The following is a 20,959-nucleotide window of genomic DNA, read 5'->3' as shown; positions in this document are numbered from 1 at the left end:
GTATATTCCATTAATCCATTTGCAACTAAAGCTGGGATTATCAATGTGAATGACGAAGTGGAAGGCGTGGTTTTGAAAGGTATTGATTCGCTATACGATCAGCAGCCTATAAAAAATATGCTGCTCGAAGGGAGTACGATAGATTTTAAATCCGAGAACACCGATAATCAGATCTTAATTTCTAAATATCTGGCAGATAGATTGTTGTTGAAAGTAGGCGACGATTTTATTATGTATTTTGTCCAGGAGCCCATCCGTAAGCGAAAGTTTGTCATCAAGGGGATATTTAATACCGGGTCGGAGGAGCTTGATAAAGTTTACGTAATCGGATCTTTGAATGTCATTAGGAAGCTGAGCAATCTTGATGATAATGAGGTCGGTGGCTATGAGATTCGAATCAAGGATTTCAGCCAACTCCAACAGACAACACAAAAATAGAAGATTTGCTGCCTATTGATATGCAGGCAATCAATATTAAAGACCAGGTGCCCGATATTTTCCAGTGGTTGGATTTATTGGATATGAACACCAAAATTATCTTTATCTTAATGACGGTGGTAGCTATTATCAATATGATTTCAGCTTTATTGATCACCATCCTTGAGCGTACATCCATGATTGGTATATTAAAGGCTTTGGGTTACCATAATGCCGGTATACGCCGGGTCTTTATGTATAGTGCCCTGTATCTCATTGGACTTGGTTTACTGATTGGAAATCTCATCGGGTTGAGCTTTTATTTTCTACAGGATTATACCCATTTTTTCAAACTGGATCAGCAGACCTACTACATTTCTTATGTTGCCGTAAAACTCTATTGGTCTGACGTTATTTTGGTCAATCTTGCGGTGGTATTTATTGGCATGGTTTCCTTGTTTATTCCTTCGATGTTAATCACCAAGATTAGTCCGATAAAAGCAATTTCTTTTAAGTAAGCCCTTTTTTAGACGTCGTTTTGTTGGAAAAATTGTATTTTTAAAGCTGTTAGCTATTTTACGGCTGGTAACGAAAAATAAGTTGACACATTTTACCGATAGCATACGAGCACATATGAATAAAACTTTCGAGCATATTTCCCACGCTTTCGAAGCGCCCCTACAGAATCCCGTACTTATTTTTTCACTGGTACTCTTTATTATCCTACTTTCACCCATTATCCTCAGACCGATCAAGGTGCCGGGCATTATTGGTTTGATCATATCTGGTGTTATTATTGGACCCCATGGATTAAATTGGCTGGAAAAAAACTCTGCAATTAATCTGTTTTCCACGATAGGGCTTTTGTATATCATGTTTATTGCCGGTTTGGAATTGATATGAATGAATTTAAAAAGACCAAGAACAAAAGTTTGCTGTTTGGTTTTTTACATTTATTGTGCCTATAAGCATAGGTTATCCTGTTTGTCATTTGTTGTTGGGTTACGATGTACTGGCGAGTCTCTTGATCTCGAGTATGTTTGCGACGCACACCTTGGTATCTTATCCCATTGTGAATAGTTATGGTATTTCCAAGATGGAAGCTGTGGCAATTACGATTGGTGGTACGATCCTGACCGATACGGCAGTACTGATTATATTGGCTGTTATTACCGGAGTTTCACAGGGTAATATTGGTAATGAATTTTGGGTTACACTGGGGATTTCCTTCGCCATATTCCTCTTTATCATGTTCGGTATTATCCCGCGGATCGCCAAATGGTTTTTTGAACGGTTGGGCAGCGAAAAGACATCAAACTATATTTTTGTACTTTCCGTTGTGTTTTTTGCGGCCTTCTTAGCAGAAATTGCGGGATTGGAACCTATTATCGGGGCCTTTGTGGCTGGTCTGGCCTTGAATAAATTGATTCCGCATTCTTCGGCGCTGATGAATCGAATCGAGTTTATCGGGAATGCGATTTTTATTCCTTTCTTCCTCATATCAGTCGGTATGATCGTAGATGTGAGTGTCATTTTAAAAGGACCTCAGGCATTAATTATAGCAGGTACCTTGACCGTCGTTGCAATCGTGGGGAAATATGCCGCTGCTTGGCTGACACAGAAAACATTTAAATATAGCCGTGGGCAGCGCAACTTGATTTTTGGCTTGAGCAGCGCCCATGCTGCAGCGACTTTGGCTGTTATTATGGTCGGTTATAAAAATGGGATCATTGATGAAAATGTCTTGAATGGTACGATTTTGTTGATCTTGGTAACTTGTATTGTTGCTACTATTGTGACAGGGAATGCTTCCCGGAAAGTGGTTATGGATGGGGAGCAAGATGAAGAACATACTGATGTGGTGAAGGAGAAAGACGAAAATATATTGATCTCTATTGCAAATATGGACAATATGGAACCTATCCTTGACTTTTCCACTTACATCAAGAGTAAAAAATGCACTCAGCCTGTGAATATTGTATCCGTGGTAAAAGATAATGAACAGGCACAGCTGAATATGAGTAAAGCCCGCAAAAATTTGGACAATATGGTGCGTTATGCTTCTGGTTCGAGACCAATGTTAATATCAGTGCAACGATAGATTTAAATATTGCAAGCGGTGTAGCTCGGTCAGCGAAAGAAGTTTCCGCAAATTGTATTGTGCTTGGTTGGCCAAGCGCAGCGAATTTTATGGATAAATTTGTTGGCGAAAAAACAGAAAGTATCCTCAACAGAACCTCGGCCAACGTGATGCTCTGCCATTTTAGAAAACCTTTTATTTCCAATAAAGCTATCGTTGTATTTGCCCCGCCAATGTGTGAGGCAGAGTTTGGTTTCGAGTATTGGTTGGAGAAGGTTATTAAACTTGCACAGGAATTATCTGTTCCAATCTCTTTTGTGGTGGATACACGCTCCACATCTGCAATTGAGGCGCACCTGGTCGAAATAAAGAACTCCGTGCCAGTTACTTTTAAACACTACGATGACTGGGATAATTTACAAGGATTAAAAGCGTTTAAGGACGAAGAGTCCATGTTCATTTTTGTGTCCGCAAGAAATGGAGAGGTTTCATATCGCGATTCGTTGGATGGTGTGGCAAAAAAATTAGATCGGATCTATGCAAACGAAAACCTTGTTTTGGTGTTTCCTAGTAGGGTAGAGAATGCGCACATTGACGAATACGAGGATGTTGAGGCTGCTCCGATATTCCGAAAGATTAGTAAAGAGATTGGAAATATGTTTAATAAAGGATAGTTGCTATCCGCAAAAAACACTGATTATGTCAAATAAGATTACAATGTCAAGCGATGGAACATTACAGGTTCCAGATTTCCCAACGATTCCTTTTATCATAGGTGATGGTATAGGTCCTGACCTATGGCATGCTGCAGTGCGTGTTTTTGATAAAGCTGTGGAGAAAGCCTATAACGGACAACGAAAAGTCAGTTGGAAGGAAGTTTTGGCAGGGGAGAAAGCATTTGATGAAACCGGAGAGTGGTTGCCCAAAGCGACATTGGATCTATTGCGCGAATACTTAGTTGGCATAAAGGGCCTTTGACCACACCTGTAGGTGGTGGCATACGCTCCCTGAATGTTGCTTTACGGAAGGATTTGGATCTCTATGTCTGCCAGCGACCGACGAAGTGGTTCCAAGGTGTGCCATCTCCGGTCAGACATCCAGAATATGTGGATATGGTCATCTTTCGGGAGAATACCGAAGATATCTATGCCGGGATTGAGTTTCAGGCGGGAAGTGCAGAAGCCAATAAACTACAGGATTTTTTACATGACGAACTTGATATCGACTATAACTTTTCGAGTACCACAGGGTAGGGGTCAAACTGGTTTCTGAAGAAGGATCCAAACGCTTGGTTCGAGCAGCGATTGAACATGCGATCCATTATGCATTACCCTCGGTGACTATAGTGCACAAGGGGAATATTATGAAATATACAGAAGGAGCCTTTAAAATCTGGGGTTTCGAGGTTGCAGAAACAGAATTTGCGGATAAGACCTATACTTGGGGCAATGGGAGCGAACTAAAGCGGAGAAAGGTGAGGCCGCGGCCAATCAGGAACAAAAAGAAGCCTTGGCTTCGGGTAAAATCTTGATTAAGGATATTATCGCGGACAACTTCCTGCAACAAATCTTGCTTAATCCACGCGACTTTTCTGTGGTGGCAACCCTGAATCTAAACGGCGATTATATCTCGGATGCATTGGCAGCCATGGTCGGCGGGATAGGAATTGCACCGGGGCCAATATCAACTTTAAAACCGGTCACGCTGTTTTTGAAGCTACCCATGGTACAGCACCTCGGTTTGCGAATACCAATACCATGAATCCTTCATCCGTTATCCTCAGCGGTGTGATGATGTTTGAATACCTGGGTTGGACAGAAGTAGCGGCGGCAATTGTGCGTGCATTGGGGAAACCATTATTGCGAAAACGGTCACTGTTGATTTTACAATCTGATGGATGATGCGACCCTAGTGAAAACAAGTGAGTTTGCTGATCGGATCATCGAAAAATTATAAGGATTTTCTTTTTTAAGATATTAAGCAGAGATTTGACTAAAATTTCTGCTTTTTTATGGACTACGACCAACTTCCTCCTTTTGTAAGGGAATCCACCGTTTTTAGTACGGAAGATAAAATTAAACTGGCAAAGTTAGACCGACTGCCTACACCGTTGGAGGTGGATGAGATTACGTCCCTACCCGAAATTTACGAATTGTTAAATGCCTTTATCGGGGACCAATCCTCCCGTAACGTTCATCTTCAGCTTAAAGCAAAGGAGTATTTACAAGATAATCAATTAGATATGGCTTGGAAAGTGATTCTTCTGTAATTGTTTTAATAGCCAATAGGGATCTACTTGTGTAATATTTTTATTGAAATGATTCAGAATTTTGTAAATTTTCAATAAAAAAACAGAATAGTTGAAAAATATATAATTTTATTTTACCTTTGGTTTTTAAAACAACAGATTGCTTTACTAGGGTTCTGAATGAGCAATCAAACAAACTATAACATCAATGAAACATAATTTTGGAGCAGGTCCATGTATTCTGCCAAAGGAAGTATTTCAACAAGCCTCAGAAGCTGTAATTGATTTTAACAACACAGGTTTATCAATTTTAGAGATCTCTCACCGTTCCAAAGAGTTTGAAGCAGTGATAGATGAGGCGACTCAGTTAGTAAGGGAATTATTAGCCGTACCACAAGGATATTCGATTCTTTTCTTGCAAGGTGGAGCGAGTCTGCAATTTGCGATGGCACCACTTAATCTTTTACCTGAAGGCGGGAAAGCTGCTTATTTGGATACAGGTGTATGGGCAACAAAGGCCTTAAAAGAAGCGAAGAAATTCGGAACAGTAGATGTTGTAGCTTCGTCGATAGATAAAAACTATTCTTATATACCTAAAGGGTATTCAATCCCTTCGGATGCTGCCTATTTTCACTATACTTCAAATAATACGATTTATGGTACTGAGGTGTTTGAAAAACCAGCGACGGAATTACCAGTGGTGGTAGATATGTCTTCAGATATTTTTTCCCGCGAGATCAATGTCGCAGATTACGATTTGATCTATGCTGGAGCACAAAAAAATATGGGTCCTGCTGGCGTAACACTAGTTATTGTGAAGGATGATATTTTAGGTAAATCCGGACGTGTTCTACCTTCGATGTTAGATTATAAATTGCATATCGATGGCGGTTCCATGTATAATACTCCTCCGGTATACTCGATCTTTGTTTCCATGTTGAACCTACGTTGGTTAAAAGCAAAAGGTGGTGTGCCAGTTTTAGAGCAAGAGAATATTATTAAAGCACGTGCTTTATACGATGAGATCGACCGCAACCCTTTATTTAAAGGCACTGCTGTTGTTGAAGACCGCTCGCGCATGAATGTGACTTTCGTGATGGATACTCCTGAATTGGAAGCGGAATTCCTGGCTTTGGCGAAAGAACGTAATCTGATTGGTATCAAAGGACATCGTTCGGTAGGTGGCTTTAGAGCTTCTATCTATAATGCATTGCCATTGAGCAGTATAAATGCATTGATTGATGCCATGAAAGAATTTGAAGACACACGCAAATAGTCTATTCGGTCAAAAATATTTTGATGAAATCATTGATTCATTCCGTTCACGTCGCTGTCCAAATGAATCTGATTGCTTCATCGCTTAAATAAACAATCAGGGTGTCACAGATTCATGTATACAATGAAAAACCGACATTCATAAATAAATATAAAGGATGAAAATATTAGCAAATGACGGTATCGATCCACTAGGAAAGAAAATGTTGGAAGATGCTGGTCATACTGTAGATACAAATCATATACCACAAGAGGAGTTAGCTGAAAAGCTGCTTGCTTATGATGCAATCACTGTACGTAGCGCAACTAAAGTTCGTCAGGAATTAATTGATAGCTGCCCAAATTTGAAAGTAATCGGTCGTGGTGGCGTAGGAATGGATAATATTGACGTGGAATACGCACGTTCAAAAGGTATTGCTGTTGTCAATACTCCTGCTGCATCTTCTTTATCGGTAGTGGAATTGGTTTTTGCGCACCTTTTAAACGGTGTACGCTTTTTATATGACTCCAACCGCAAGATGCCTGTTGAAGGAAATACCAAATTCGGTGCTTTGAAAAAAGCCTATGGTGCCGGAACTGAGCTTCGCGGTAAAACAATCGGTATTGTTGGTTTTGGCCGTATCGGTCGTGAAGTAGCTAAAATCGCGATCGGTCTGGGAATGGATGTAGTCTATACAGATCTATTTGAAGGACCCAAAGATTTAACGATTGAACTTTCTGGTGGTATTCAGGTTGAGGTTCCGATCAAACAGGTGGAAATGGAAGACTTATTGAAAGTTTCCGATTTTATTTCCTTACACGTACCATTTTTGGACAAACCAGCAATTGGCGCAACAGAGTTTCCGCTGTTAAAAGATGGTGTTGGACTGGTCAACGCTTCTAGAGGCGGTGTTATTGATGAGTTGGAATTAGTGAAGGCATTAGATGCAGGTAAAGTAGCATTTGCAGGTTTAGATGTGTTCGACAACGAACCTACACCACGTGAGGAAATTTTAAAACATCCAAAGATTTCGTTGACACCACATATTGGCGCGGCGACAAATGAAGCACAAGAACGAATCGGCGAAGAATTGGCCGGTTTACTGATCGAAAACTTGAAGAAGTAATTCTTCCGCATAGAACAAATATATGCGGCACAAAACTTTCATGATTTTGTGCCGCATTTTTTTATATACATTCATGAATTGCCTATATTGGCGCACAGAAATTTAATAATTGTAACTTTAGTATGAAAGTTTTAAAATTTGGTGGTACTTCAGTAGGAAGTGCAGTACGTATCAAAGGGTTGTTGGATATTGTAAACCCTTCGGAACGTCAAATCGTTGTGTTGTCCGCAGTAGCTGGAACGACAAATGCTTTAGTAGAAATTGGTCAAGCTTACACAGCAGGTAAGAAGGACGAGGCTAAGGATTTGATCAAGAAGCACAAGGATAAGTACGAAGACCTTATTAAGGAACTTTTTAATACTGAAGCCGGTTATAAAAACGGGAAGGAATTAATCGACTATCATTTTAACCTGATCTCTAGCTTGGCGAACGAGCTGTTTACGTCGATAGAAGAAAAAATTATTTTGGCGCAAGGTGAATTGATGTCTACAGCATTATGGCATTTTTACCTCAATGAAATCGGAATTCAGTCTGTCTTATTGCCAGCGTTGGATTTTATGAAAATCGATGAGGACAATGAGCCAATGGTGGAATACATCGGTGAGAAATTGAGTACTATTCTTGCTCAACATCCCGAAAATACCTTGTTTATTACACAAGGATTTATCTGTAGAAATTCGTTTGGTGAAATTGATAATCTACGCCGTGGCGGATCGGATTATACAGCTTCATTGATTGGCGCAGCTATCCGTGCGGATGAGGTTCAGATCTGGACAGACATTGACGGTATGCACAACAATGACCCGCGTGTCGTAAAAGGGACAACACCAATAGCACATCTTAGCTTCGATGAGGCAGCAGAATTAGCTTATTTTGGGGCGAAGATATTACATCCTCAATCGGTATTTCCTGCACAAAAATATAATGTACCGGTACGTCTGTTAAATACGATGGAGCCAAATGCTAAAGGAACATTAATTAGCAAAGATGGTGCACAAAAAGGATGTATCCGGGCAATTGCGGCAAAAGATGGTATCACCGCAATTCATATTCATTCCTCAAGAATGTTGCTTGCTTACGGTTTCTTGCGTCGTGTTTTCGAGATTTTCGAACGCTATAAAACACCGATCGATATGATCACTACCTCAGAAGTAGCCGTTTCGTTGACCATAGATGATACCACAAATTTAGCCGATATCATTAAAGAAGTAGAAGATTTTGGATCTGTTACCGTAGACGGCGATCAGACAATTGTCTGTGTAGTCGGTGACTTTGGTTTGAATAGCCATGGCTATGCTGCACGTGTACTTGATGCTGTCAAACATCTTCCGGTCCGTATGATTTCATACGGTGGCTCGGATTTTAATGTATCCATTTTATTGAATTCGGATCATAAAACAGAGGCTTTACGTTCATTGCATAATCGTTTATTTTAAGAATTAGGTTTTATATGATAAATACAGCTATTGCGGCAAAATTTGCAGAGAAAGAAACGCCGTTTTATTACTATGACTTGGCCGTGTTAAACAAAACCTTGGAAGCGGCTTACGCAGCTTCCCACAAAAGGGGATTCCATGTTCATTATGCATTGAAAGCTAATTTTAACGATGTGTTGTTAAAAGCTATGCAACAGATCGGCTTCGGTGCGGACTGTGTGAGCGGAAATGAAGTGAAAAAGCTATAGAGTGTGGTTTTGCGCCTCAGAATATTACCTTCGCCGGCGTTGGGAAATCGGATAAAGAGATCAATTACGCATTACAACAAAATATCTTTGCATTCAACGTAGAGTCTATTCAGGAGCTTGAAGTTATTAACGAATTGGCATCAAAACAAGGTGTGAAAGCGAATGTTGCATTGCGAATAAACCCCAATGTTGACGCGCATACACACCATTATATTACAACAGGACTCGACGAAAACAAATTTGGTATTCCAAATGCGGATCTGGAGAAATGTGCCGCTGTTCTCAAGAAATGTGATTTTATAGAATTGGTAGGCTTACACTTCCACGTCGGATCTCAGATTACCGATATGACGGTATTCAAAAGTTTGTGTGTAAAAGTTAACGAGTGGAAAAACTGGTTTGAGGAGCGTGGAACACAGATTCGTGTGTTGAACGTCGGTGGGGGCCTTGGGATAGATTATAAAAATCCAGATGGTAATCCAGTTCCAGATTTTGAAGCTTATTTTGACATTTTTGATCGTTTCCTAGAGCGTAAGCCACATCAGGAAGTTCATTTTGAACTGGGCAGGGCTTTGGTTGCTCAATGCGGAAGCTTGGTGAGCCGTGTATTATATGTTAAGAATGGTGTCAAGAAAAACTTTTTGGTACTGGATGCAGGGATGACTGAATTGATGCGACCAGCCTTGTATCAAGCTTACCATAAAATAGAAAATATTAGTGAAGGCAGTGCTACAGAAGCATTAAACTACGATGTCGTAGGGCCAATCTGTGAATCCTCGGATTGTTTTGGAAAGGAAGTACCTTTGCCGGTATCAAAACGTGGTGACTTGATCGCTATTCGTTCTGCAGGAGCTTATGGTGAAGTTATGGCTTCCCGCTATAATTTGAGAGAAGAAATCAGATTTGTCTACAGCGATCAATTGTAGGTAGCTATCCTAGACGAAGATAAGGAGATAAAGCCGGTTCACAAATGAACCGGCTTTTGTTTTTTGGTGATCGATATCTGAATTGTCTTTTGTATACTTGCTTATGCTAACTGCAATCGAATTTCCTGTTACCATTGATTTATTTGGAAAGACCTTTCTCCTCCATCCCTTTATGGAAGGTTTGGGGATGTTTATGGGTATGCGTTATTATCAGCTCCTGAAATGGAAAGATAAGGAGAGCTTAGGTCACACCAACTCACTTTTAATTGTCATTGCAGCCGCTGTAGGAGCCTTAATCGGATCTCATGTGATCGGATCGCTTGAGCGCCCGGCAGAATTGTTTGGTGCCCTGAGTAAATGGCGTTATATCTGGCTAAATAATACGATTGTAGGGGTCTGGCCGGTGGACTGGTCGGGGTGGAACTGATGAAAAAAATCATGCGCAAGCAAGAGAGCACGGGGACCGCATGGTCTTTCCGCTGATTGTTGCGATCATGATCGGGCGGATAGGTTGTTTTTATACTGGGGTATTTGAGCAGACCTATGGCTTGCCTACGGAATGTCCATTGGGGATGTACCTTGGTGATGCTTATCGCCGGCACCCGGTTGCCTTATACGAAATTGCATTTTTGATTCTGCTATTTATTTCCCTGCAATGGTTTAAACGGAGATTTATATTCCAAAATGGCGTACTGTTTCAGTTTTTCATGCTCGCCTATTTCAGCTTTCGTTTTTTATTGGATTTTATCAAGCCAAGGGTAGTTATTCTTTTCGGAATGAGTACAATACAAATTACCTGTCTTGTCGTGATAATTTATTATATTTATTTATTGAATAATACGCATATAGAAAGGAAGGTCTAAATTATGTATTTACTCGAAGGGTCATTTGGTTCGGAAAACACAGCTGTATTGGGCTTGTTTTTACTGTTTGGAGGAGCTATAGTCATCGGAATAGCGCTTTTGGTCATTATTATTGGTTCGATTATGAAATCCAATAATAAAGAGTCTACATTTAATGTCAACCTTTGGCTTAAAGTGCTTTTGGGTGGTGTTGGAGCGATGATCGCAGGTGGAGTTGCCTGTGGAATAGCATTAAGTTAATAACGATAAGATATATGCCAGTTAGAAATTATACCTATTACGATTATACCATTAGCCTGTGTCCGACCTGTCTTTCGCGTGTAGGGGCAAAAATTATCATCGAAGATGAAAAGGTTTTTATGACCAAAAATTGCCCTGATCATGGTTTTTTCAAAACCCTGATCGCCACAGATGTTGAATACTATAAAAATATCCGGAATTATAACAAAGCGTCTGAGACGCCATTGAAATTTGAGAACGAGGTTCATTTTGGCTGCCCGTATGATTGTGGCCTCTGTGTCGATCATGAACAACACAGCTGCTTGTCTATCGTTGAGGTGACCGATCGTTGCAACCTGACATGCCCGACCTGCTACGCCATGTCTTCACCTCATTATGGGCGGCATCGTTCGCTGGAGGAAATCGAACGCATGTTTGACAAGATTGTCGAAAATGAGGGGAGCCTGATGTTGTTCAGATCAGCGGCGGAGAACCAACTATTCATCCGGAGTTTTTTAAGATTTTGGATATCGCTAAAACAAAGCCAATTAAGCATTTGATGCTGAATACCAATGGTATTCGTATTGCGAATGACCCTGGATTTGCTGAACAGCTTGCCACCTACGCTCCGGAATTTGAAATTTACCTCCAATTTGATTCTTTCCGCCCGGCTGTGCTGGAGAAATTTAGAGGAAAGGATTTGACCGATGTACGGAAAAAGGCAATCGACAAGCTCAATGCGTTGAACCTAAGTACGACACTTGTCGTTGTCCTGGAAAAAGGAACCAACGATGATGAGATCGGAGCGATATTGGATTATGCTTTGAACCAGCGTTGTGTTCGTGGTGTAACCTTCCAGCCCGTAGAAATTGCCGGTAGAAATGCGGAGAATGCACATCAGCATAAGATGACCCTCACTGAGGTCAGACAGGAAATTTTGGATCAGTATCCGCTCTTGAATCCGCATGATATCATTCCGGTACCCTGCAACCCAGATGCTTTGGCTATGGGCTATGTGCTTAAGATTGGTGATGAAAGGATTCCGCTAACACGGCATATTGACCCCGCTGTACTTTTGAATAATCAGTCACGCAATACCATTGTGTACGAACAGGATACTGGTGTTCAGATGCAATTGCTGGATATTTTTAGTACGGGTATTTCGGTGGATAAAGTAAAACCAAAGGTCAATCAATTGCTTTGTTGCCTGCCTGATGTGTGTGCTCCTGAGCTGGATTATGATAATCTTTTCCGCATCATTATCATGAATTTTATGGATGCTTATGACTTCGATGTCCGTGCGGTCAAAAAATCCTGCGTACATATTGTCAACAAAGATTTAAAGTTAATCCCCTTTGAGACAATGAATCTGTTTTACCGAGATGACAAAGTCAAGCGTTTGGAGGAACTTAAATTTTCGGATGCTATACGATTTTAAGCTTAGATAAGCTATTTTTGTCGGAAAAATAATAAACATCATCCGCTTTCCTGAAACTTCGTTTTGCGGAGTTCTCCTGTGAGACATAGATTATTATTTAGAGAGATTAACAAATTGGGCGTATGAAATTGAACAGCATGAAGCATTTCATTGTTTTTATAATAAGTCTATTTGCATTGCATCTGTATGCTATCGGACAAGATTCGGTTCAGGTAAGAAGAGGTGTCATGCCGATAGATCACAGTCATATACCGGTTTAAATAGAAGATCTGGTACCGATTCGACAAGAGTAGGGAATGATTCGCTACGGAATGACCTACGTAAGGTAAATTTGACATTTTTGTCCAATATCCGTACAAGCTCTATGGCTGAGTTTGTCGCTCAGTTAAATGAAAAATCCAATTCTTATGCCACGACAAGTGCCAACTCCGCAAAAGATTCTGTTGCGACAATAAAAATGTGATTTCCGAAGAAATCAGACAACTTAAATCCATCAAAGGGAGTATTGCAAATTATTCCAACAGTTTAAGTGGCACGAAAGACCAAATCCGTAATATCATCAATCATTATGATATCAGTGCCAATAATCATGCTAGGGCACATCAATACCTGAATAGCGCAGAACTTAAGTTATCGTCAAAGATGGATTCGCTGGAAATGATCAATCGCACGATAGATGAGCTTATCCTAAAGAACCAGCGGCACCTCAATAGATTGGATCTGATTACTGAAACAAAAACTGCTGCGAAGAAGTCTACTACCGCTCCCGGTAAAAGTTCCATTTGGAAGGCCAATACAACAAGTATCTCGAAAGATGTTATTTTGAACAATATTCGCAGTAATTATAGTAACAATACATCCATTGATAAATATGTCAATCGTACAGATTGGGCGAGCCGGATTCTGTTGATTGTGCTGGGACTGGCTTATTCGTATTGGATTGCGCGGGTTGCCTATGTGCTGAAACAAAATGATCCATCCAATAAGATAGCCATTGATGCGATTGTTGGGAAAACGATTATTTTTCTGCTAACCTTACTGCCCTTTGTCAATTTCTTTACACCAACGTTCATCTTACAGGCATCTCAACTGGTGATCATGTTGATTTTTATGTATTTACTAAGACATAAAATGACTGGACAGCAGCGTAAGATCGCGCTGATTCTGATCATCTTTTACCTATTGGATGTTTTTGTCAATATGATTGTGAGTGATGATCTGTTTTTGCGTATTGTTTGTATTGGTTTTAATCTAATCGCATTGGGATTGGTAAGCTATACGAAACGACGTATAAAGAATCCAGAGAGTCCGGGCTATATCAGTAATTTTATCTATGTGGTATTTGCGATCTTAAATATCACCGCGATCACGTTGAATGTCATTGGGCATGTGGAGCATTCACGCAGTTTCAGTATAGCCTGTGCGGTAGGTTTGGTGCAGTCATTTACCCTACAATATTTTGCGGACATGATCAAATTGGATGTCCGTAACCAATTCAAAAAGACCGTTTGGTAGCGGGATTTTGGATGCGCTTTAACGAACAGCGTACCTTGGCAATAATAACGGAGATCCTTCGGATTGTATGTATTCTGTTGGCAATTATTGTTGTGGCCAATAATCTTCAGTTTATCGAAACCTTATTGACGCTTAGTGAAACATTCTTTGGAAAGGTACGTAATATCGGCAGCATATCGTTCACCTTGGGGAATCTTGTTGTTGCAGTTTTGCTCTTACTGGTTGCCAATTGGTTTCAAAAGAATATCAGCCTCATCGTACTCGGTGGTGAAGATGGTCAGTTAAATCAGGCCTACAATCAAAAAATGACACTGTTTCCGTTATTTCGTCTGGCGATTATTCTGATCGGCTTTTTCATGGCTATTTCCGCTTTAGGGATGAGCTTGGATAAACTTACTGTTGTTATCGGGGCACTGAGTGTGGGGATAGGTTTGGGTATGCAAAATATCATCAACAACTTTGTATCTGGGATTATTCTCGTTTTTGATAAGCCTTTCCGCGTGGGGACCAGATCGAACTCGCTGATAAAAAGGGGCGTGTCAAGGAGATTGGTATTCGTGCAAGTGTACTGAAAACTGCCGATGGTGCTGATGTTATTATTCCAAATGGTGATTTGCTGTCGGGTAGGGTTGTCAATTGGACATTATCACAAGAATATAGTAAGACAAGTTTCGTCCTCCACATTGATCGAAGAGCCGACCTTGACGAGGCTAAACAATGGATCAAAGATGCTATGGCGGCGAGTCCACATTTTGTCAAAGAAAGAGATAGTGGTATCAGTGTGCAAGACATCAGTGAAGAAATGATTTATTTAAGCGTTTCCTGCTGGGTGAATTTTGCGGCGAATACCTCTTCTTTTAAAAATGATGTATTAATTATCCTCTATAAACAGTTTGAGGAAAAGGGACTGAAATTCTATAGTGTATTGCCTCCTAAATCTTGATAGGCAACTCGTATCTTTTGTCTGTTGTACATCATAGAATTATTTTGCCTGTTGCTGTCGATAGGCTTTGGGGCTGTAGCCCTTTGTGCGCTTGTAGAAATGGGATAAGTGGCTCTCGTCGACAAACCCCAGTTCTTCGGCAATCTGTTTGAGTGTGTATGCAGTGGACTTAAGCCGATGTTCGATTAATTCGATTCGGTACATGGTGATGTAGTCTCTCAAGCTACTACCAAAGTTTTTCTTGAAATAAATGCCAAAATAAGTCGGGGAGAGGTTAAATTTCTGGGCAATTGTTTTTAGCTGAAGATACTCTGGGATAAAGATATTCTGATGGATATAAGCCGAAATGGAGCTGTCGATGTGCAGTGTATGTGCCTGTGGCAAGCGCTGTATTTCGGATATTTCCTTATAACGACCGAAGATAGCAACCAGTTGATCAAACAGCCATTGTGATGTCTGGTTGATAGCGGTAATACAGTATAGCCGGACCGCTTCCATGAGATGGGAATAAATCAAACGATCGTGATCGGTCATGTGTAATTTACTTTCTCGCAATCCTCTGTCGTTCATTAACTCCATAATCCAGGCGTACAGTTTTTGCTGACGCCGATTTTGCATAAAATAGCTATCCGTAAAAAGAATGAATAGGAAATGTGTTTTTTCATGAATATTGAAGTAATGTTTATCTGCGGGGCTAACAAGAAAAATATCACCACGTTCATAATCCAATTCAAATTTATTGATCACATGTTTTCCCTGTCCGCTGCGTATGTAAACAAGTTCATAATAATTTTGCTCATGCATAGGTAGATGGAAAGTATCTTCCACAAACTCACTGATCAGTAATGGCTCGAATTGTTTCTTTCGCATGATTTTTTTGGTATATCGTATTAAATGTACATAAAAATAATGTATTTATACATGTTTTTCCTAAGTATACTATTGCACTTTTGTGTCGTATAAAATTGTAGGAAAAACATGGTTAATTTTATAATGATTGCGTTTTGTATTGCAGCTGGCATGCTGTTGCGAAGGACAAATTTAATCCACGGTGAGGCGCATAAAGGAATCAATACCTGGATACTTTATTTTGCTCTTCCGGCGGTTTCGTTTAAATATATTCCAAAGATCGTATGGTCGTCACAGTTGTTGTTTCCGATCTTTTCGGCAGTTTTGGTCTGGGCCGGAAGCTGGTTGTTTATGGAATGGTATTGTAAGCGAAAATCCTATAAGCAGCGTTCCAGGAGCAGTCTGGAATTGGCGGCAGGCTATAGCAATACATCCTTCATCGGATTTCCATTGATTATGGCTTATTTTGGCGAAGCGCAATTACCGATTGCTATAATTTGTGACCAGACGACATTTATATTATTATCTACTGCTGGTATCATCAATGCGCTGAAAGCAAATCTTCAGGAAGGGCAATCCATTGAGGCCAAATTTATGATCAGGAAACTGATTACTTTCCCACCATTGATCGGTTGTCTTCTTGCATTGACTTTATCTCAGTTTATTGATTTTAGTGTTGCCGAACCTTTTTTGATAAACTCGTGGCGACCGTGGGGCCATTAGCGCTATTTTCTATCGGTTTACAGTTGAAATTCGAGGGCTGGCGCCAACAATTCGCACAGATTAGTACAGCCATGATCTATAAATTAATTTTGGCTCCCGCATTGGTTTTACTATTTGCGTTGTTGCTTGGAGTAAAGGGGCCTGTGGCGCGAATCAGTATTTTCGAAGCTGCCATGCCTACCTTGGTCACCTCAGGGATCATCGCTGAACAATATCATCTCAATGCAAAGTTGGTGAATCTTGTTATCGGGTTTAGTATTGTAATCGGGCTAATGACAACGGCCTTATGGGATCTTGTAATCCGGTTTGCGATAGCCTAATGTTTCGTTCAACCTTTTTGAAGGATTTCGATCCCATGTAAGGACAATGATCTGTGTATTAAAATGATACTGAGCAACAACTTTTTTGTTATTCAGTTGTTATAGCAGTATAACCATCTATAAAAGGAGGTATGTTATGAACCTGATACATAGAATTGAGCATTGGGGAAATGTCCATCACCCACAATGGATTGATTACCTAAGAATTGCCTTGGGTATTATGATTTTCGCCAAAGGCGTAACTTTTGTAAACGATAGGCAAGTGGTTGAGCACATGATTGAACAAAGTAGCTTTCACCTGTCTGTTTGGGGAGCTGTTCACTATGTGGTATTTACGCACTTGGTTGGCGGGTTATTCCTTATTTTGGGTTTTCAAACCCGTTTAGCTTCTTTATTATTGTTACCGGTCTTGGTGGGAGCTGTCTTTTTGTTAATATCACCAATGGTTTTAGTTATGTGAATTCCGAATTGTGGCTTTCTATAGTCGTATTCTTTTTGTTGATCTTTTTTATGGTCATGGGATCTGGAAAATATTCCCTTGACAATATGATGAACAAACCTGGATATAAAAGGGATATCTAAAGAAGCTCCTTCATAGATGAAGGAGCTTTTATGTAGTGCTTATTACTTGCTTTGATTGTCAATCCAATTGCGTGCATTGACGAAAGCTTCTAACCAAGGAGAAACTTCATCCTGACGTCCTTTTGGATAGTTTGCCCAATGCCATTGGAAAATTGAGCGCTCGATATGCGGCATTGTGGCCAGATGGCGACCAGTTTTATCGCAGATCATCGCTGTATTGTAATCCGAGCCATTTGGATTGTGTGGATATTGTTCATAACCGTATTTCGCAACAATATTGTATTGTTCCTCTGCATACGGTAAATTGAATTTTCCTTCACCATGTGAAATCCAAACACCCAATGTGCTTCCTGCCAATGTAGAAAGCATAACGGAATTATTTTCCTGAACTTTCACGGAAATGAAATTTGACTCGTGTTTGCCCGAAGTGTTGTGCAACATTTTACCATGAACTTCGTGCTCCGGATTGATCATTTCCAGTTCCATAAACAACTGGCATCCATTACAGATACCAACCGAAAGCGTGTCTGGGCGTGCAAAGAAATCGGTCAATGCCTTTTTCGCTTTCTCATTGTAGAGGAATGCTCCGGCCCATCCTTTTGCCGAACCCAGTACATCCGAGTTGGAGAATCCACCAACAGCACCGATAAATTGGATATCTTCCAATGTCTCACGGCCTGAAATCAAGTCTGTCATATGGACATCCTTCACATCAAAACCTGCTAAGAACATCGCATTTGCCATCTCGCGTTCCGAGTTGGAGCCCTTTTCCCGAAGAATTGCCGCTTTTGGACGTGCTTTACTTCCGTCGATCACCGGTTTTTTGCCGTTGAACTGACTTGGGAAGGTAAATGTTAAAGGTTGATTTTTATAGTTATCGAAACGTTGTTGTGCAGTTCCGTTTTTCGATTGTTTCGAATCCAATAGGAATGAAGTGGTCGACCAAACATCACGTGTTGCCGCAACATCAAAGCTGAAGTTCTCTTCTCCGTTTTTGATGGTAACGGTGCTTCCTGCTACTGCCTGGCCAATTTTTATGGCTTCTACGCCAGCTTCTTTAAAAGCTTGTTCGAAAACAGTATCATTTTTAGCTTGAAGTATAAGTCCAATATTTTCACTGAACAATACTTTTACAGCATCAGACTCATTTAATCCCGAAAGGTCATAATTTGCGGCCAAATTCACATCTGCAAATGTCATTTCCAAAAGGGTCGTGATCAAACCACCAGATCCGATATCATGACCGGCTTCGATTTGGTTATCGTTGATTAATTGCTGAACGGTATTGAATGCTGTTTTGAAATAGTTTGCATCTTGGATTGTAGGAACTTCTGTACCTAATTTGTTGACAATCTGAGCGAAAGACGAACCACCTAATTTGAAGTTGTCTTTTGATAGATTGATATAGTAAATGGATCCTGCATTTTTGTTTAAGACAGGTTCAACTACTTTGGTAATATCCGTACAATTTCCAGCTGCTGAAATAATCAATGTACCGGGAGCAATTACATTCTCACCATTTGGATATTTTTGCTTCATCGATAAGGAGTCTTTTCCTGTAGGGATATTGATTCCTAGTGCGATTGCAAAATCCGAACAAGCTTTGACAGCTTGATAAAGTCGAGCATCTTCACCTTCGTTATTTGCTGCCCACATCCAATTGGCTGACAATGAGATGCCTGCAAGACCGTTTATAATCGGTGCAAATACGATATTTGATAATGATTCTGCGATAGCAGTTTTACTAGCCGCTGCCGGATCAATTAATGCTGCGACAGGGGAGTGTCCTATCGTTGTTGCGATACCCTCTTTTCCTTTGTAGTCAAGAGCCATGACACCAACGTTATTTAAAGGTAACTGTAATGGACCAGCACATTGTTGTTTGGCAACACGGCCACCCACACAACGGTCCACTTTATTGGTCAACCAATCTTTGGAAGCCACAGCCTCCAATTGTAGTACCTGATTTAAATAGCTTGGGATATTCGCAGAATCATAGGTAAGATCTGTATAATTACGAGCAACGATTTTATCACGCATAAAGGTCTTTGGTGATGAACCAAAGAAATCCTCTAAGGCATAATCCATTGGCTTGGCGCCATTGCTTTTGATGCAAATGTGAAGCGGTGATCTCCGGTGACATCACCTACAGTGTACATTGGTGCACGTTCACGATCAGCAACACGCTTTAGGATTGCAATATCATCTTCAGCAATCACCAAGCCCATTCTTTCCTGAGACTCATTGCCGATGATTTCTTTTGCTGAAAGGGTAGGATCACCTACCGGAAGCGCATCAAGATCGATTAAACCGCCTGTTTCCTCTACCAATTCGGATAGACAGTTGAGGTGTCCACCAGCGCCATGGTCATGGATAGAAACAATTGGGTTATGATCTGCTTCAACTAAGCTTCGTACAGCATTGGCCGCACGTTTTTGCATTTCCGGATTTGAGCGTTGAATGGCATTCAATTCAATTCCTGACCCGAAAGCACCTGTATCAGCAGAGGATACTGCTGCACCTCCCATACCGATACGGTAATTTTCACCTCCTAAGATGACGATTTTATCACCTATTTTTGGGGTATGTTTTTGGCTTGATCCAATTTTCCATAACCGACACCACCAGCTTGCATGATGACTTTGTCATAACCAAGCTTACGGCCTTCTTCTTCATGTTCGAAGGTCAGTACAGATCCCGTAATCAAGGGTTGTCCAAATTTATTACCGAAGTCAGAAGCTCCATTGGAAGCTTTGATAAGGATATCCACTGGTGTTTGGTAAAGCCATTGGCGTTCTGCCATTGCCTTCTCCCAGGGACGATCTTGCAATAGACGTGAATAGGCTGTCATATAGACCGCGGTACCCGCCAAAGGAATCGCACCTTGACCACCGGCCATACGGTCACGGATTTCACCTCCTGATCCTGTCGCCGCTCCAGAAAAAGGCTCTACAGTTGTTGGGAAATTGTGGGTTTCGGCTTTTACGGATAAAACAGAATCGAAAGATTTCTCCTCGTAAAAGTCAGGCTTATCAGCGGATTTAGGTGCAAACTGGGTGACCCGTGGGCCTTTAATAAAAGCAACGTTGTCTTTATACGCTGAAACAATCTCATTTGGATTTGTTTCGGAAGTTTTCTTGATTAATTTAAATAGGGAAGTAGGTTGTTCTTCACCATCAATGATAAATGTACCATTGAAAATCTTATGTCTACAGTGCTCAGAATTGGCTTGTGAAAAAGCAAAGACCTCGGAGTCTGTTAAAAGACGTCCCAATTTGGTGGCAAGATTGTTTAGGTAGGCTACTTCTTCCGGATTTAATGCCAATCCTTCGGATTTGTTGTAGGCGTCAATGTCTTCAATTTCCAAAATAGGTTCTGGTGTGATGTTGACCGTGTACATATCCTGCGTCAACGTACTGAACTTTTGCGAAATCATTGGATCGAAATCATTGAAATCTGCTGGTACCGGTTGAAATTCTTCGATACGAACAATTCCTTCAATACCCATGTTCTGTGTGATTTCTACTGCATTGGTACTCCAAGGAGTGACCATCGCTGCGCGGGGGCCTACAAAGTAATGGTTAAGGGTTTGGTCGTCGAGTTTTTGGCGTTGCCGAATAGCCAGTTGAGTTTAGTAATGTCTTCTTGTGATAAAGAGTTTACGCTTTGAACACCATATACGGTGTTCGATGGGTTCTCAAAGAAATGAATCATTATAAATGTTTGTTTTGAACGTTCTTCAAATTAAAGCACAAAGTTACATATTATTTT

23 protein-coding genes and 4 pseudogenes are annotated in these 20,959 nt (G+C 40.6%); 23 read left to right on the top strand and 4 right to left on the bottom strand.

Going from position 1 to position 20,959, the window contains the following annotated elements:
* Positions 1-45: 45 nt before the first annotated feature.
* The 20 genes and pseudogenes from KUH03_RS45220 (at position 46) to KUH03_RS04100 (ending at position 14,714) form a co-directional block, all read left to right on the top strand.
* The gene (locus tag KUH03_RS45220; RefSeq protein WP_306429442.1) at positions 46-438 is read left to right on the top strand and encodes an ABC transporter permease; all 393 of its coding nucleotides are present in this window, start codon (positions 46-48) and stop codon (positions 436-438) included.
* A 5-nt stretch (positions 439-443) separates the two neighbouring features.
* Positions 444-935, top strand: a complete 492-nt coding sequence (locus KUH03_RS45215; RefSeq protein WP_306429441.1) for an ABC transporter permease — start codon at positions 444-446, stop codon at positions 933-935.
* A gap of 115 nt (positions 936-1,050) precedes the next feature.
* Positions 1,051-1,320, top strand: a complete 270-nt coding sequence (locus KUH03_RS04205) for a cation:proton antiporter (RefSeq protein ID WP_257091709.1) — start codon at positions 1,051-1,053, stop codon at positions 1,318-1,320.
* A gap of 55 nt (positions 1,321-1,375) precedes the next feature.
* Positions 1,376-2,518: a cation:proton antiporter gene (locus tag KUH03_RS04200; RefSeq protein WP_257091708.1), complete on the top strand. Its 1,143-nt coding sequence runs from the start codon at positions 1,376-1,378 to the stop codon at positions 2,516-2,518.
* Positions 2,519-2,607: 89 nt separating this feature from the next.
* On the top strand, positions 2,608-3,171 hold the full coding sequence (locus tag KUH03_RS04195; RefSeq protein ID WP_257091707.1) for a hypothetical protein: 564 nt from the start codon (positions 2,608-2,610) through the stop codon (positions 3,169-3,171).
* 25 nt (positions 3,172-3,196) lie between these two features.
* A pseudogene (icd, locus tag KUH03_RS48085) lies at positions 3,197-4,453 on the top strand (NADP-dependent isocitrate dehydrogenase).
* 55 nt (positions 4,454-4,508) lie between these two features.
* On the top strand, positions 4,509-4,766 hold the full coding sequence (locus KUH03_RS04165) for a hypothetical protein (protein WP_257091701.1): 258 nt from the start codon (positions 4,509-4,511) through the stop codon (positions 4,764-4,766).
* Between the two features lie 187 nt (positions 4,767-4,953).
* Positions 4,954-6,021, top strand: coding sequence for a 3-phosphoserine/phosphohydroxythreonine transaminase (gene serC, locus KUH03_RS04160; RefSeq protein WP_257091700.1), 1,068 nt, complete (start codon positions 4,954-4,956; stop codon positions 6,019-6,021).
* A 157-nt stretch (positions 6,022-6,178) separates the two neighbouring features.
* Complete coding sequence (locus KUH03_RS04155; RefSeq protein ID WP_257091699.1) at positions 6,179-7,126, top strand: D-2-hydroxyacid dehydrogenase; 948 nt, start codon at positions 6,179-6,181, stop codon at positions 7,124-7,126.
* A gap of 122 nt (positions 7,127-7,248) precedes the next feature.
* Positions 7,249-8,562, top strand: coding sequence for an aspartate kinase (locus KUH03_RS04150; protein WP_223582656.1), 1,314 nt, complete (start codon positions 7,249-7,251; stop codon positions 8,560-8,562).
* 14 nt (positions 8,563-8,576) lie between these two features.
* A pseudogene (gene lysA / locus KUH03_RS04145) lies at positions 8,577-9,736 on the top strand (diaminopimelate decarboxylase).
* 103 nt (positions 9,737-9,839) lie between these two features.
* Entirely contained in the window at positions 9,840-10,163 is a 324-nt protein-coding gene (locus tag KUH03_RS04140) for a hypothetical protein (protein WP_257091698.1), read from the top strand.
* A 31-nt stretch (positions 10,164-10,194) separates the two neighbouring features.
* Positions 10,195-10,599 (top strand): annotated as a pseudogene (locus KUH03_RS04135) (prolipoprotein diacylglyceryl transferase family protein); the annotation flags it as partial.
* A 3-nt stretch (positions 10,600-10,602) separates the two neighbouring features.
* A complete protein-coding gene (locus KUH03_RS04130; RefSeq protein ID WP_120260848.1) occupies positions 10,603-10,839 on the top strand; it encodes a hypothetical protein in 237 nt (78 codons plus the stop codon).
* A 14-nt stretch (positions 10,840-10,853) separates the two neighbouring features.
* Entirely contained in the window at positions 10,854-11,378 is a 525-nt protein-coding gene (locus tag KUH03_RS04125) for a hypothetical protein (RefSeq protein ID WP_257091697.1), read from the top strand.
* Complete coding sequence (locus tag KUH03_RS04120; RefSeq protein ID WP_257091695.1) at positions 11,342-12,256, top strand: radical SAM protein; 915 nt, start codon at positions 11,342-11,344, stop codon at positions 12,254-12,256. Before KUH03_RS04125 ends, KUH03_RS04120 begins: the two co-directional genes overlap by 37 nt.
* Positions 12,257-12,587: 331 nt before the next feature.
* Positions 12,588-12,719 (top strand): hypothetical protein, encoded by a 132-nt coding sequence (locus KUH03_RS04115; protein ID WP_257091694.1) that lies wholly within the window; start codon positions 12,588-12,590, stop codon positions 12,717-12,719.
* Complete coding sequence (locus KUH03_RS04110) at positions 12,716-13,771, top strand: hypothetical protein (RefSeq protein ID WP_257091693.1); 1,056 nt, start codon at positions 12,716-12,718, stop codon at positions 13,769-13,771. Before KUH03_RS04115 ends, KUH03_RS04110 begins: the two co-directional genes overlap by 4 nt.
* Before the next feature lie 11 nt (positions 13,772-13,782).
* A pseudogene (locus KUH03_RS04105) lies at positions 13,783-14,354 on the top strand (mechanosensitive ion channel family protein); the annotation flags it as partial.
* A 30-nt stretch (positions 14,355-14,384) separates the two neighbouring features.
* On the top strand, positions 14,385-14,714 hold the full coding sequence (locus KUH03_RS04100) for a hypothetical protein (RefSeq protein WP_373564943.1): 330 nt from the start codon (positions 14,385-14,387) through the stop codon (positions 14,712-14,714).
* A 39-nt stretch (positions 14,715-14,753) separates the two neighbouring features.
* On the opposite strand, the gene KUH03_RS04095 is transcribed toward KUH03_RS04100, so the two are convergent.
* Complete coding sequence (locus KUH03_RS04095; RefSeq protein ID WP_257091691.1) at positions 14,754-15,584, bottom strand: AraC family transcriptional regulator; 831 nt, start codon at positions 15,582-15,584, stop codon at positions 14,754-14,756.
* A 108-nt stretch (positions 15,585-15,692) separates the two neighbouring features.
* Between KUH03_RS04095 and KUH03_RS04090 the strand changes: the two genes are divergently transcribed.
* The 3 genes from KUH03_RS04090 to KUH03_RS04080 all read left to right on the top strand — a co-directional run bounded on the left by KUH03_RS04090 (position 15,693) and on the right by KUH03_RS04080 (position 17,066).
* Positions 15,693-16,286 (top strand): AEC family transporter, encoded by a 594-nt coding sequence (locus tag KUH03_RS04090; protein ID WP_257091690.1) that lies wholly within the window; start codon positions 15,693-15,695, stop codon positions 16,284-16,286.
* On the top strand, positions 16,265-16,606 hold the full coding sequence (locus KUH03_RS04085; RefSeq protein ID WP_257091689.1) for an AEC family transporter: 342 nt from the start codon (positions 16,265-16,267) through the stop codon (positions 16,604-16,606). Before KUH03_RS04090 ends, KUH03_RS04085 begins: the two co-directional genes overlap by 22 nt.
* Positions 16,607-16,742: 136 nt before the next feature.
* Positions 16,743-17,066 carry a DoxX family protein gene (locus KUH03_RS04080; protein WP_257091688.1) on the top strand — a complete coding sequence of 108 codons (324 nt, stop codon included), beginning with the start codon at positions 16,743-16,745 and terminating at the stop codon, positions 17,064-17,066.
* Positions 17,067-17,230: 164 nt separating this feature from the next.
* Here the strand turns inward: KUH03_RS04080 and purL are convergent, their stop codons facing one another.
* Genes purL through KUH03_RS04065 form a run of 3 tightly spaced genes read right to left on the bottom strand, consistent with a single transcriptional unit; the run spans position 17,231 to position 20,741 of the window.
* Complete coding sequence (gene purL, locus KUH03_RS04075) at positions 17,231-19,276, bottom strand: phosphoribosylformylglycinamidine synthase (RefSeq protein WP_257091687.1); 2,046 nt, start codon at positions 19,274-19,276, stop codon at positions 17,231-17,233.
* Complete coding sequence (locus tag KUH03_RS04070; RefSeq protein WP_257091686.1) at positions 19,261-19,716, bottom strand: AIR synthase-related protein; 456 nt, start codon at positions 19,714-19,716, stop codon at positions 19,261-19,263. Before KUH03_RS04070 ends, purL begins: the two co-directional genes overlap by 16 nt.
* A gap of 44 nt (positions 19,717-19,760) precedes the next feature.
* Entirely contained in the window at positions 19,761-20,741 is a 981-nt protein-coding gene (locus tag KUH03_RS04065) for a hypothetical protein (protein ID WP_257091685.1), read from the bottom strand.
* Between the last annotated feature and the right edge of the window lie 218 nt (positions 20,742-20,959).

The sequence above is a fragment of the Sphingobacterium sp. E70 genome (assembly GCF_019285695.1).
Taxonomy (GTDB): Bacteria; Bacteroidota; Bacteroidia; order Sphingobacteriales; family Sphingobacteriaceae; genus Sphingobacterium; species Sphingobacterium detergens.
This window is presented reverse-complemented; position numbering and strand designations above follow the sequence as displayed.